Annotated in this window: 9 protein-coding genes, 3 pseudogenes and 1 riboswitch; of the genes and pseudogenes, 7 read left to right on the top strand and 5 right to left on the bottom strand. The window is 59.5% G+C overall.

The features are described 5' to 3' along the window. Positions 1-58: 58 nt before the first annotated feature. Complete coding sequence (locus ASC97_RS12290) at positions 59-1,141, top strand: DUF2865 domain-containing protein (RefSeq protein ID WP_057468620.1); 1,083 nt, start codon at positions 59-61, stop codon at positions 1,139-1,141. 3 nt (positions 1,142-1,144) lie between these two features. Here ASC97_RS12290 and bluB read toward each other — a convergent pair whose 3' ends face one another. Next, positions 1,145-1,840, bottom strand: a complete 696-nt coding sequence (gene bluB, locus ASC97_RS12285) for a 5,6-dimethylbenzimidazole synthase (RefSeq protein ID WP_057468619.1) — start codon at positions 1,838-1,840, stop codon at positions 1,145-1,147. 41 nt (positions 1,841-1,881) lie between these two features. Further along, positions 1,882-2,065: riboswitch (cobalamin riboswitch) on the bottom strand. A gap of 25 nt (positions 2,066-2,090) precedes the next feature. After that, positions 2,091-2,921 carry a TolB family protein gene (locus ASC97_RS12280; protein ID WP_057468618.1) on the bottom strand — a complete coding sequence of 277 codons (831 nt, stop codon included), beginning with the start codon at positions 2,919-2,921 and terminating at the stop codon, positions 2,091-2,093. Positions 2,922-3,170: 249 nt separating this feature from the next. On the opposite strand from ASC97_RS12280, the gene ASC97_RS12275 reads away from it, so the two are divergent. The 3 genes from ASC97_RS12275 (at position 3,171) to ASC97_RS12265 (ending at position 6,725) form a co-directional block, all read left to right on the top strand. Beyond that, positions 3,171-5,066, top strand: a complete 1,896-nt coding sequence (locus ASC97_RS12275; RefSeq protein ID WP_200959460.1) for an LTA synthase family protein — start codon at positions 3,171-3,173, stop codon at positions 5,064-5,066. A 91-nt stretch (positions 5,067-5,157) separates the two neighbouring features. Further along, positions 5,158-5,682: a DUF1003 domain-containing protein gene (locus ASC97_RS12270; protein ID WP_057468616.1), complete on the top strand. Its 525-nt coding sequence runs from the start codon at positions 5,158-5,160 to the stop codon at positions 5,680-5,682. A gap of 134 nt (positions 5,683-5,816) precedes the next feature. Next, positions 5,817-6,725, top strand: coding sequence for a hypothetical protein (locus ASC97_RS12265; RefSeq protein ID WP_244481451.1), 909 nt, complete (start codon positions 5,817-5,819; stop codon positions 6,723-6,725). A gap of 114 nt (positions 6,726-6,839) precedes the next feature. Here the strand turns inward: ASC97_RS12265 and ASC97_RS12260 are convergent, their stop codons facing one another. Beyond that, positions 6,840-8,213, bottom strand: a complete 1,374-nt coding sequence (locus tag ASC97_RS12260) for a class II 3-deoxy-7-phosphoheptulonate synthase (protein ID WP_057468615.1) — start codon at positions 8,211-8,213, stop codon at positions 6,840-6,842. A gap of 278 nt (positions 8,214-8,491) precedes the next feature. Here ASC97_RS12260 and ASC97_RS12255 point away from each other — a divergent pair. The 3 pseudogenes from ASC97_RS12255 to ASC97_RS12250 form a co-directional block, all read left to right on the top strand. Next, a pseudogene (locus tag ASC97_RS12255) lies at positions 8,492-9,346 on the top strand (TadE/TadG family type IV pilus assembly protein); the annotation flags it as partial. 1 nt (position 9,347) lies between these two features. Beyond that, positions 9,348-9,717: pseudogene (locus tag ASC97_RS35285) on the top strand (hypothetical protein); the annotation flags it as partial. Between the two features lies 1 nt (position 9,718). Further along, positions 9,719-10,301: pseudogene (locus ASC97_RS12250) on the top strand (hypothetical protein); the annotation flags it as partial. A gap of 176 nt (positions 10,302-10,477) precedes the next feature. Here the strand turns inward: ASC97_RS12250 and gor are convergent. Continuing rightward, positions 10,478-11,863 (bottom strand): glutathione-disulfide reductase, encoded by a 1,386-nt coding sequence (gene gor, locus ASC97_RS12245; protein WP_057468613.1) that lies wholly within the window; start codon positions 11,861-11,863, stop codon positions 10,478-10,480. A gap of 111 nt (positions 11,864-11,974) precedes the next feature. Continuing rightward, on the bottom strand, positions 11,975-12,535 hold the full coding sequence (locus tag ASC97_RS12240) for a DUF2059 domain-containing protein (protein ID WP_057469332.1): 561 nt from the start codon (positions 12,533-12,535) through the stop codon (positions 11,975-11,977). Positions 12,536-12,539 lie beyond the last annotated feature (4 nt).

Below are 12,539 nucleotides of genomic sequence, written 5' to 3'. Positions count from 1 at the left end.
GGGGGCGGCCGACGTCCGCCCCGATCCACTGGTATTTGCTCATCCACGGGACGATGCCTTGAAACGCCGGAATTTGCCTTTTGCGCTCCTGATTGCCATTTCAACACCGGCCTATGCGCAGGTTGCGCCAACGTGTGGTGAGTTGCGCGCGCACCTTGCGGACCTGCCGCAGGTGATCGGAAGTACGCCTGAGGTTCGCAAATATGCGAGCGCGATCGCCGAGCAGAACCTCGAGCTTCGAAAGGTCAGAAGCGACCTGCGACGCAATGGGTGCAGCGCCGGAAGCATGGTGACGATCGGCGGCGACAATGCCGACTACTGTGGTGAGCTTGAACAGGCGGAAGCCAGGATGGCCGACAACATCAGCTATCTGCAGCAGCGCCGCGACGAATTGCGGGCGCAGAGCGACGACACCCGCACCCGCAACGAATTGATCGCCGCACTCGACGCCAACGGTTGCAACGTTGAGCCGTCCTTCCCCGATGATCCCCAATACGCACCGCCTCCGAGCGTCGACGATCAGGCGATGCGCAACGACACGTTCATACCCCTCGGCGGCGCCCAGGGCCGGAGGTCTTACGCGGCGCCCGGCATGCAACCTCTTTCCCATCTCAACACGGTCTGCGTACGCACCTGCGACGGAGGCTTCTTTCCGCTCAGCTCCAATGCGACTTCCATGGACTTCGCACGCGACGCCGAAACATGCGCGAAGATGTGCCCGGGCGTAGACACGGAGCTTTTCTATCACGACGTCTCCATCGGAGAGACGTCGGACATGATCTCCACGGCGACAGGTTCACCCTACAGCGCGATGCCGAACGCCTTTGCCTACAAGAACCGCAAGCCTGGGGAAAAGTCGTCCTGCAGTTGCGACCTCCCTGCCTACTATGATCAGATGAGGAGGAACCGGGCCGCAGTCGCCGAATTACCCCAACAGGGCTCGATCACCACGATAGAGACCAAGAAGCCGGAGATACCTGCGACAACGGCGCCTGTTCCGCAATCACAGGTGCCCGACCGGCCCTATGATCCGCAGAGCGGCAACGTGCGTCAGGTCGGCCCCCGTTTTCTGGCCGGTGACCAAGGGGCAATCGACCTCAAGAACCCGGCGACCACCGGTGCTCAGCCGCAGCAGCGGTAGGAGCTATTTGCCCTCGTCGCAATTGCCCCAGCGATCGGCAAAGATCAACTCCGCGACCGGCATTCGCTGCCGCCACCCTTTGACGGCGAGTTCGGGCTCCTCGTAGAGGTGGTCGACATAGCCGACACAGAGCCATGCGACGACCTCGACCCGCTCGGGCACGCCGAGAATCTGCTTGAGGTCGGCTTCGTGGAAGATGCTGACCCAGCCGACGCCGACCCCTTCCGCTCGCGCTGCCAGCCAGAGATTCTGTATCGCACAGACGGTCGAGTATGAATCCATGCGCGGATTGTGCGTCCGTCCAAGCACCACGTCGCCGCACCGATCCGGATCGCAGGTGATGCAGATCCCAAGCGGCGCGCCGCGGATGCCTTCCAGCTTCAGCGACCGGTAGGCCCGCTGCCGTTCGCCCGAGAACATCTCGGCAGCCTCAAGATTGGCACGATTGAAGGCCTCCCACACGGCAGACTTGACGTCCGCGTCGCGCACGAGAATGAAGTTCCACGGCTGCATGAAACCGACGGAGGGTGCGTGGTGAGCGGCTCCGAGAAGGCGGCTGATCACGTCGTCCGGTATCTTGTCAGGCAGAAACTCCGAACGAACGTCCCGTCGCGTCTCAATTGCCCGGTAAACCGCCCTGCGTTCATCCGCAGAGAAGGCTACGGCTCTCGGCTGAGAGCCGGAATGGTCTGGTCGCATCGTCAATCCCCAACAATACAACCGCCCGCCGTCCACGCGGGTCAGTCTACGATTGTCGGGCCGGTCTTCTGACTTGGCGTCAACCGCCTACCGCGCCTTCCCGGCATGTAGCCAGTGGCATTTGTGCGGCAAACGTCAGCCTTACAGCGTTGGGCACGTTCCGGTCTTGCACCGAATTCCCGATTCTCCCGCCATCATGCGGGCACCCGACGGGCAACCTATGTCGTGAAATGTCGCCGAACGCAATCGGTCAGGGCGACGCCGGGAAATAACGGACGTAAGCGAACTCGTCACCGCTCGGGGACCAGTTGGGTACATTGATCGTGCCCTGCCCGCCGAAGAGTTCGAAGAGTGTCGTCAGATTACCGCCGTCCATGTCCATCAGCCGCAGTCTGACATTGAGGTCACGCGGATGGTCGAACACCTGAGAATCGTAGGAAAGGATCAGTACCTTGTCATTGTCGGGCGAAGGATGGGCGAACCAGTTGCCGTAGTCGTCGTGGGTGATTTGTTCGAGACCTGTTCCATCCGGATGAATGCGCCAGATCTGCATGAGACCTGTGCGGCTGGAATTGAAGTAGATCCACTGGCCGTCGAAGGAGTAGTCAGGGCCGTCGTTGCGGCCCTCTCCGTGGGTGAGGCGCTTCTCCTCGCCACCGCTTACGGGGATCGTGTAGATGTCGAACAGGTCGTTGCGGATGCCGCAGTAAGCAAGTTCTTGACCGTCGGGTGACCAGCCGTGCCAATAGGACGGAAGGTTCTTCGTGACCAGGCGGGGAGTCCCGCCTCCGACAGGCAGGACGTAGATCGCCGACTTGCCGAATTCGGTCTTGTCGGAAATGACGATCTGCGAACCGTCCGGAGAGATGCCGTGATCATTGTTGCACGCGACCGCGAAGCCCGTATCGACCGTCTCCACGCCTGAACCGTCGAGTGCAAGACGGTGCAGAAGCCCTTCCCCGTTCAGCAGCAGGTAGCTGCCATCGGGCGAAAAATTCGGCGCTTCGACAAGTTGATCGGTTTGCCAGACGATCCGGGACACGCCTGTCCGGACATTAAAGATCTCCACCGAACTGCGCACGAAAAGCCTCCTCAAACTCAGATTCAAACTAGTGGCCTGAACTACGCCACCACCTGCCCTCGCGCAAGGATACTTCTCGAAGCCGGTTCAGGAGAAAGGGTTGAGGACAATTCGATCAAAAAAGCCATACATGCCGGAAACCTAATCGGTTCATCTGGCGTTCATGACCGAGATGTGACAGTTCGATGAAGGTTCGATGACACTGGAGTTTCACCGTTGATCGCGCAAGTCTTTAGGTCCGGAGCGGCAATGCGCGTCGCGTCGTTTTATACTCGTGTCGGTGCAAGCGGACGCCCGACCGCGTTGCGCGGGGCGAGCAGCGTCGCTCTGTCGTTTTTGATCGCGCTTGCTGCTACCGTTGCTGTCGAATCGATCGCACGCGGCGGTGCCTCTGATGTCCGTGAATTCTTGACGTCGACCGCCCGTCCCGGCATGACGACAGTCGCGATGCTGACAGTGCTGATGCTGTCGCTCGACGCGGTATTCGGCCGGCGTTTTCTGTCCGCGTTGATCGTTTTGCCTGCTGTGCTCGTTCCGGCCTTCGTTTCCAATCAGAAGCAGCACTATCTTTCGGACCCGCTCTATCCATCGGATGTGCTTTTCGGACGGCAGATCATGGAGCTTCTGCCGGTCATGGTCCGCGACCGTCCGTTCATGGCCGTGGCACTTGCCGTTGGGATTCTGCTCTCGGTCATCGGAATCGCCCTCGCCTGGCGCTTTGCCTGGCGCCACTTTCCGAAGTTGTCGCGCAGCAGCCGCACGAGAAGCCTTTGCCTCGGCCTGCCGGTGATCGCCGCCTTCGCTTCGCTGATGGATTATTCCCAGTATTCCTGGATCCGCGATCGTCTGCAGGTCGTGCCGATGATGTGGGACCAGAAGGAGAATTACCGCAGCAACGGGTTTGTCCTGGCTTTCATCTTCAACATTCCGATGGCCGACGTCGCTGCTCCAGCCGGCTTCGGCGGCCAAGCGCTCGATGCCATTCCCGCACGCAACTATGGTTATCTGAGCGGGCCGCGCGAGAAGCCTGATGTCATCATGCTGATGAGCGAATCCTTCTGGGATCCGACGCGCCTGAAGACGTTGAAGCTGTCAGAAGATCCGTTGCCGAATATCCGCGCAGCCCAATCCGGTTACGTCTTTTCGCCGGAGTTCGGCGGCATGACGGCCAATGTGGAGTTCGAGGCGTTGACCGGCTTCTCGAATGCATTTCTTCCATACGGAAGCATTCCCTATCAGCAATACGTCCGTACGAACGTTCCGTCGCTTGCAACGTTCTTCCGCGGAGAGGGCTATGCGGCGCGGGCGCTGCATCCGTTCAGCGGCTGGTTCTGGAATCGCAACGAGGTCTACAAGGATTTCGGCTTCGAAGAGTTTCGCAGCGAAGAAACCATGCCGCCGATGGAAAAGCGCGGCATCTTCGCCTCGGACGATTCCCTGATGAAGGAGATCATGCAGGAAGCCCATGGGATGGACAGCCCCTTCTTCTTCTTTGCCGTCACGCTGCAAGGACATGGCCCCTACGAAGCCGACCGCTACGCCAAGAACACCATCGATATTCAAGGCCATCTGACGGACGCCGACCGTGCAACGTTGGCGACTTACACCCAAGGGGTCAAGGAAGCCGACGACAGCTTCAAGATGCTTGTGGACTGGGCCAAAAAGCGCGAGCGCGAAACCATCATCGTGCTTTGGGGCGACCATCTTCCCCCGCTTGGCAATGTCTACATGGACACGGGCTATATGCCGGATCAGGTGGCAACCCGCAAGGCATCGGTCAGTGTCATGAAGCAGGAGCACGAAACGCCGCTGGTCATTTGGTCCAACAAGAAGGGATCGAAGGGGGACATCGGCACCATCAGCCCTTCTCTGCTGCCTTACCATTTGCTGAAATTCGCGGGCTACGAGCACCCGTACTACACCGGCTTCCTCGGCCGCGTTCAGAAGAAGTACTCCGTCGTTGACCGATATCAACTCATTGCGCGCGACAATACACCCTCCCCGAACTGGGTTCTCAATCCGAAGAACCTTGATCCACTGGTGCGCGATTACCGCTATATCCAGCATGACATCATGTTCGGCAAAGCCCAGACGCTCGAGCGCTTCTTCCCTCAGCACGCTTGGATACACAATCCGAGTTCCTGATCCGAACCAGCGTATTGCGTGTCGCATTGCAATTTCACGGCATAACGGAATACTCGCCCCGACCTAAGAATACAGTCTCGGGAGTCGATCCATGCACAGCCTGCCCAATTTCGTTCACCTTCACTTTGACAAGTCCGCCGACGAGCTAGGCGATGTCGAGAAACGCGTTTTAGCCAAAGCACATGAGCGCAAGATCATCTCCACCGACATCAATGCGGCGCTCCAGGCGGAATCTTCGCTCGGCGAACGCCTGTCTGATTCGATCGCCCGCATCGGCGGCTCCTGGGGCTTCATATCCGCCTTCCTAGTGTTCCTGGTCTTCTGGTCAGTCGTCAACACGATTGTCCTCACGACCCAGCCATTCGATCCCTACCCGTTCATTTTCCTGAACCTCATCCTGTCGATGATTGCCGCCATCCAGGCTCCGATCATCATGATGTCGCAGAACAGGCAGGCCGAGCGCGACCGCTTCGAGGCCGCGAAGGACTATGAGGTAAATCTGAAGGCGGAATTGGAAGTGCTGTCCCTTCACCAGAAGATCGACCTGCAGGTTCTGACCGAGATTGCCGCCATGCGCGAGGACATCGCGCGCCTGTCGCAGCAATTGACACGGTGAAATCCGTAACGCGCAAGCGCTTGATTTAACTATACCCGGAGATTGGGGCGATGCGGGATGCACGGCACGTTGAATTAACGTCGCAAATGTAAGAGGAGCAATCGACACGCGACGAACCATGCAGCGGAAAAGAAATGGATGACGTTTCCAGATCCTCACCAAGGCAGATACTCACGGGCAGACTCCATTCTCGCGAGGAAATCCTTCATCATCCCTCGTTTCTCGCGATAGAACGCGAGATCGCCACACACCTCATCGGCATTCACAGGCGCGCTCCGCGCCTCGCGCGACTGGCGGCATCGCATCGGAAATGGCTGCTCACGCAGACACTCTTCGCCATGCATGCCGGCCGGGACCCGAGCGATCCCCTTTCCGGCCTGACAGCGAGCCGGCTGATGCAGGTGGCAAGCGATCTCAAGGTGGCAAGCAGGAATACCGCTGCATCCTTCTTGGCAGAACTGGTTGCCTACAAATTCCTGCGCGATGTTCCCGATGAAACGCCGGACCGCCGGCTGCGTCGCCTCGAGACCACCGAGATCAGCGAGGAAGCGATGCACTCATGGTTCCTCGGTCATATGTCCTGCCTCGATCGGCTCGACGGCGGCAACCGCGCCGCACTCGTCATATCGGTCCCTCGCCTCTTCCAGATTGCGCAGCCACGTGCTGCGGCTGCTCTCTGCCTGGAACCGGTATGGAGAGACCCACGTGAGAGCATCGGTCACTTTCTCTGGTCCGACGTCGGCGGCCTCGTTCTTCACGATCTCATCAGGCGTCTGCCCGACGATGCGCGTGAGCACGATCGCATTGTGCTCGAGGGTGTCAGTCTCGTCGAAACGTCCAACGAGTTCGGCATTTCGCTGACGAACGTCAAGCGGATGTTCAAGAAGGCAGAAGCGGCCGGTCTGCTGGGATGGAATGCCCCGCGCAATCGTGGCAATCTCTGGCTCTCCCGCACATTCATTGAAGATTATTTTCATTGGCAATCGGCCAAATTTGCCGAGCTCGACAAGGCCGTACACTGGGCAGCGACCCGCATCGGATAGTGTTCGCGCGTCTGAGCAACCTTTCCCTCGCGGAGGTCCACAGGCAGCGCAGATACAACGAAAAAGCCCGGCGTTGCGGCCGGGCTCGTTCTCAGTTTCAACTGTCGAGTTCGATCAACCGTTGACGGCCAGGCGCTTTTCGTCGCGTCCGCCCTTCATCCGCTCGGCGAGCAGAAAAGCCAGCTCGAGCGCCTGATCGGCGTTAAGACGCGGATCGCAATGCGTGTGGTAACGATCATGCAGATCGTCGGCTGTCACGGCGCGGGCGCCGCCCGTGCACTCCGTCACGTCCTTGCCTGTCATCTCGATATGGATGCCGCCCGGATGCGTGCCCTCGGCGCGGTGAATCTGGAAGAAGCTCTCCACTTCCGACAGGATCCGTTCGAACGGACGTGTCTTGTAGCTGTTGAGCGTGATCGTGTTGCCGTGCATTGGATCGCAGGACCAGACGACCTTGCGGCCCTCACGCTCGACAGCGCGGATCAGGCGCGGCAGATGCTCGGCAACCTTGTCGTGACCGAAGCGGCAGATCAGGGTCAGACGGCCTGCTTCGTTCGCCGGGTTCAGGATGTCGATAAGGTTCAAAAGGTCGTCTGCCTGCAGGGACGGGCCGCACTTCAGGCCGATCGGGTTCTTGATGCCCCGGCAATATTCGACATGCGCATGATCGGCCTGACGCGTACGGTCGCCGATCCAGATCATGTGGCCGGAGGTCGCGTACCAGTCGCCCGACGTGGAATCGACGCGGGTCAGGGCTTCTTCGTAGCCGAGAAGCAGCGCCTCATGGCTGGTGAAGAAATCGGTCTCGCGCAGGCTCGGATTGTTTTCCGAGCTGATGCCGATTGCCTTCATGAAATCCATGGTTTCGCTGATACGGTCAGCAAGCTTGCGGTAACGCTCGCCTTGCGGGCTGTCCTTGACGAATCCCAGCATCCACTGGTGCACGTTTTCTAGGTTGGCATAGCCACCCATCGCGAACGCGCGCAACAGGTTCAACGTCGCGGCGGACTGGCGGTAGGCCATGGCCTGACGTTCGGGGTTAGGAATGCGGGCCTCTTCCGTGAATTCGATTCCGTTGATGATATCGCCGCGATAGCTCGGCAGCGAGACGCCATCCAGGGTTTCGATGCCCGAAGAACGCGGCTTGGCGAACTGCCCGGCGATGCGGCCTACCTTGACGACAGGCAACTGCGCCCCGAAAGTCAGGACAACGGCCATCTGCAGGAACGCGCGGAAGAAGTCGCGAATGTTGTCCGCGCCGTGCTCGGCGAAGCTCTCTGCGCAATCGCCGCCTTGAAGCAGGAAGCCGTTGCCTTCCGCGACATTGGCAAGATGCTTCTTCAGACGGCGCGCTTCACCTGCAAAGACAAGCGGTGGATAAGATGCAAGCTGGGCTTCCGTCGCTGCTACTGCCGCCTGATCCGGATAATCCGGAACCTGCTGGATCGGTTTTTGCCGCCAACTGCTCGGAGTCCAATTCTGTGCCATCTCACTCACCTGTTTCAGCATCCCGCGCGTGGCGGGATGTCTCGTCCTAAAAATGTTGGGCGGCTTATAAACCTTTAGCGCCATTTTGCATAGCAGCGTTTCAGTCGCTTGAAACGCCATGGAGCCGTCGATCGACACTGCATGTATGCGACGCCGCACCCTCAGTATTAACGTTCAGTCTACCAAGACCATTTGCATCAAATTTAAGTTTCTCGCATACAGATGCTCCATGCCTTAAATCGTGCGGTCATGAAGACCCCGCTACACACACCAATGCTATGGTGGAATCGTGGGACTATTTGGTGCGCAGATTTGACAGCTTCCTCGCCGACCGCTCCGGCAATTTCGGCGTCCTGACGGCCATCCTTATGGTGCCGCTCATCGGTTCCGCAGGCGTGGCGATAGATTTCGCACACGCTCTGAGCCTTCGGACTCAGCTTTACGCCGCTGCGGACGCGGCTGCAGTCGGCGCGATCGCGGAAAAGTCGAGCGCGGCCGCGGCAGCGATGAAAATGACCGGTGACGGTCCCATATCCGTGGGCAAGGACGACGCACGCGGCATTTTCAGTGCCCAGATGCAAGGCGAGTTGACCGCTGACCAGGTTGCGGTCGACGTACAGGTGAATAGAACCGCGAACAAGCTCACCTCCTCCGTTTCATTCAATGCATCGGTCCCGACCACGTTCATGCGGATTTTCGGTCGACAGGACGTCAAGATCGCCGGTACCGCCACGGCGATGTTCCAGACAGCCTCGTTCATCGATTTCTACATCCTGCTCGACAACACGCCGTCCATGGGCGTCGGCGCAACGCCGGCTGACGTCGCTACGATGGAAAGGAAGACGTCCGATACCTGCGCTTTCGCGTGCCATATCGTGTCGGAAGCGGGTGTCGAGGATAAGAACAGCTACTACAATATCGCTCGCAACAATGGCGTCACGTTACGTGTAGACGTCGTGCGTCAGGCAACCCAGAAGCTCACCGAAACGGCCAAGGCCGAGCGTGCGTCGGACAATCAGTTCAAGATGGGCGTCTATACCTTTGGCAAGAAGGCCGAGGATGCCAATCTGACCACGATCTCGCCGCCGATCACCGACGCTGCTTGGCCGCCTCATCATCGGTCCCGCGGTGATNTTTTCGTAGAGCGTCAGGATCAGCGGATCCGTGGAGGTGTGGAGGAGGAACAGAAGCTSACCGAAACGGCCAAGGCCGAGCGTGCGTCGGACAATCAGTTCAAGATGGGCGTCTATACCTTTGGCAAGAAGGCCGAGGATGCCAATCTGACCACGATCTCGCCGCCGATCACCGACCTGGACAAAGTCGCTACCTATACGAGTGCCGTCACTCTCATGTCGATCCCCAAGCAGGGCTACAACAACGACCAGCAAACCAGCTTCGACAGTGCKCTGACGCAAATGAACAAGATCATCGTGAACCCTGGCGACGGCAACATCGAATCCCAGCCGCAGAAAATCCTGTTTTTCGTCTCGGACGGCGTAGGCGANATCGGCAGTGCCCGACGGCAGCCGCCCGTTCGTCAGAGGCGCCAGCGAAGAGTGCCGCCTTCTTGCCCTGTGCGAGCGCGCGGCTGATCGAGAGCGTCATGTCGGGGCCGGGCGTCTGACCACGATCTCGCCGCCGATCACCGACCTGGACAAAGTCGCTACCTATACGAGTGCCGTCACTCTCATGTCGATCCCCAAGCAGGGCTACAACAACGACCAGCAAACCAGCTTCGACAGTGCGCTGACGCAAATGAACAAGATCATCGTGAACCCCGGCGACGGCAACACCGAATCCCAGCCGCAGAAGATCCTGTTTTTCGTCTCGGACGGCGTAGGCGACAGCAAGAAAGCGAACTGCACCAAAGCCAAGACCGGCGAACGCTGTCAGGAGCCGATCGACACATCCTTCTGCAAACCGCTGAAGGACAAGGGCGTCAAGATCGCGGTGCTTTACACCACCTATCTGCCGCTTCCCAAGAACAGTTGGTACACCACCTGGATCAGGCCCTTCCAGAGCGAAATTCCCACGAAAATGCAGGAGTGTGCCACACCCGGGCTCTACTTCGAGGTCACACCGACACAGNTGGTACACCACCTGGATCAGGCCCTTCCAGAGCGAAATTCCCACGAAAATGCAGGAGTGTGCCACACCCGGGCTCTACTTCGAGGTCACACCGACACAGGGCATCACCGAGGCGATGAAGGCACTGTTTCTGAAGGTGATCCGGATGCCGCGCTTAACCAGTTGACGGCCGGGCGTCAGACCCGCACGCCATCACGGACGCGATAGCTCGGCACGTACATAGTGACCAGTTCTTCCGCCGCGGTCGGATGGACAGCCATGGTTCGGTCGAAGTCATCCTTGGTACAGCCGGCCTTCAGCGTAATGCCGAGCAACTGCGCCATCTCGCCCGCATCGTGGCCGAGAATATGGGCTCCGACAACCTTGCGGCTGGCAGCATCGACGAGCAGCTTCATGATCATCTTTTCGGCGCGGCCTGAAAGCGTTGCCTTCATCGGCCGGAACTGTGCGCGATAAACGTCCAGCTCCTTGTAGCGCTTGCCAGCCTCCTCTTCGCTCAGGCCGACCGTGCCGATCTCGGGCTGCGAAAAAACGGCGGTGGCGATAGTCTCGTGATCGGGCTTTGTCGGGTTGTTCTTGTACTCCGTCTCGATGAAGCACATTGCCTCATGGATCGCGACGGGCGTGAGTTGTACCCTGTCGGTGACATCGCCCAGAGCATAGATGTTATGGGCGCTGGTGCGCGAATACTCGTCCACGACAATTGCGCCGCGCTCGTCGGTCTTGACGCCGGCTGCTTCAAGACCAAGCCCCTGCGTGTTCGGCACCCGGCCAAGCGCCAGCATCACCACGTCCGCATTCAGCACGCCGTTGTTCAAGGTCTCGACGCGCAGGCCCTCGCCGCTCTTCGCGACGCTCTGCAACATGTCGTGACACAGGATGCGAATGCCCTTGGCCACCATCGCCTCGTGCAGTCCGCGACGCAGGTCATGATCGAAGCGCGACAGGATTTCCGCGCCCCTGTAGATGAGCGTCGTCTCGACCCCGAGCCCGTGGAAGATATTGGCGAACTCGACGGCGATATAGCCACCGCCCGCAATGACGATCGATCGAGGAAGCTCGTCGAGATGAAAGGCCTCGTTCGAAGAAATGCAGAGGTCGTGCCCCGGCAGGGCCGCATGCGGGTTTGGCTGACCGCCGGTCGCAATGACGATGGTCTTGGCACTCACAATCTGACCTGAATTCACCAGGCGCACCGTATGCGCATCGATCAGCTCGGCCCGCGTCTCCAGGATTTCGGCATTCGCTCCGGAAAGGCCCTTTTTGTAGAGACCCTCCAGGCGCGCGATCTCAGCGTCCTTGGCAGCGACCAGCTTCTTCCAGTCGAAAGAGCTTTGGCCGACCGTCCAGCCGAATCCGGCGGCGTCCTCGAAATGCTCGTGATACTGCGCAGCATAAACGAACAGCTTCTTTGGAACGCATCCCCGGATGACGCAAGTGCCGCCGTAGCGGTACTCCTCGGCGATCGCAACCTTCTTGCCGAGCGCTGCGGCGACGCGCGCACTGCGTACGCCGCCGGAACCGCCGCCAATGACGAAGAGGTCGTAATCATAGAATGCCATGGGAAGCTCCGGATGGAATCGGCTGGGAGGACGCAACTGATATAGTATCGCCCGTCAGAAAAACAAAAGCCCGGACGAAGCCGGGCTTTCGAAGCGATCGCGATCGATATGTTAGGGCTTTGCAGCAGGCTTGGGCGCCGCTGCCGGGTCACTCGTCGGCGCTGGTGCGGCCTTGATCACTTTGCTGAGCTCGGTGCTTGTCTGCTTCTGCAGGTCGCGAGAAATGCCCTGGGCCCAGATATCGGCGGCCTTGACTGTCTCGCGCGATGCGATCGGGCCGTCCTTGAGCAGCTTCTGGCCGACCGGCGAGCTGTAGAACGCGGCAATGGCGTTCAGTTCCTCGACCGAAAATGCCTTCGCGTAAGTCAACGCGGCTTCCTTCTCGAGATCGGCGCGGCGCGGCGCAAGTGCAAGCGCCTGCTTGTCGACTTCGGCGGTGATTGCGTCCTGGTAGTTCGGCGAATCCTGGATCAGGTCTGCCTTGAGCCGTTCAGCGAGGCCAGGAAGAATGTTATCGAACTGTGTCGTCGCGCCGATCGCATTGATCGCTGCCCGTGCTGCCTTCAACTGCTCGGGAGATGCTTCCTGAGCCTGGACGGCGGAGCCGAACGCAACACCGGAAAGAATGACGGTCGCAGCAGCAAAACGGCCAAGACCTGCAAATTTAATCATGAGT

This window comes from Rhizobium sp. Root1203 (assembly GCF_001424945.1).
Lineage (GTDB): Bacteria > Pseudomonadota > Alphaproteobacteria > Rhizobiales > Rhizobiaceae > Rhizobium.
The sequence above is the reverse complement of the archived record's forward strand: the minus strand, read 5'-3'. Positions and strand labels throughout refer to the sequence as shown.

Excerpts from the sequence above, each read along its gene's own strand:
- ASC97_RS12240 (WP_057469332.1), bottom strand. The coding sequence starts at position 12,535 with ATGATTAAATTTGCAGGTCTTGGCCGTTTTGCTGCTGCGACCGTCATT.
- ASC97_RS12275 (WP_200959460.1), top strand. The coding sequence starts at position 3,171 with ATGCGCGTCGCGTCGTTTTATACTCGTGTCGGTGCAAGCGGACGCCCG.
- bluB (WP_057468619.1), bottom strand. The coding sequence starts at position 1,840 with ATGCGACCAGACCATTCCGGCTCTCAGCCGAGAGCCGTAGCCTTCTCT.
- ASC97_RS12260 (WP_057468615.1), bottom strand. The coding sequence starts at position 8,213 with ATGGCACAGAATTGGACTCCGAGCAGTTGGCGGCAAAAACCGATCCAG.
- gor (WP_057468613.1), bottom strand. The coding sequence starts at position 11,863 with ATGGCATTCTATGATTACGACCTCTTCGTCATTGGCGGCGGTTCCGGC.
- ASC97_RS12265 (WP_244481451.1), top strand. The coding sequence starts at position 5,817 with ATGGATGACGTTTCCAGATCCTCACCAAGGCAGATACTCACGGGCAGA.
- ASC97_RS12270 (WP_057468616.1), top strand. The coding sequence starts at position 5,158 with ATGCACAGCCTGCCCAATTTCGTTCACCTTCACTTTGACAAGTCCGCC.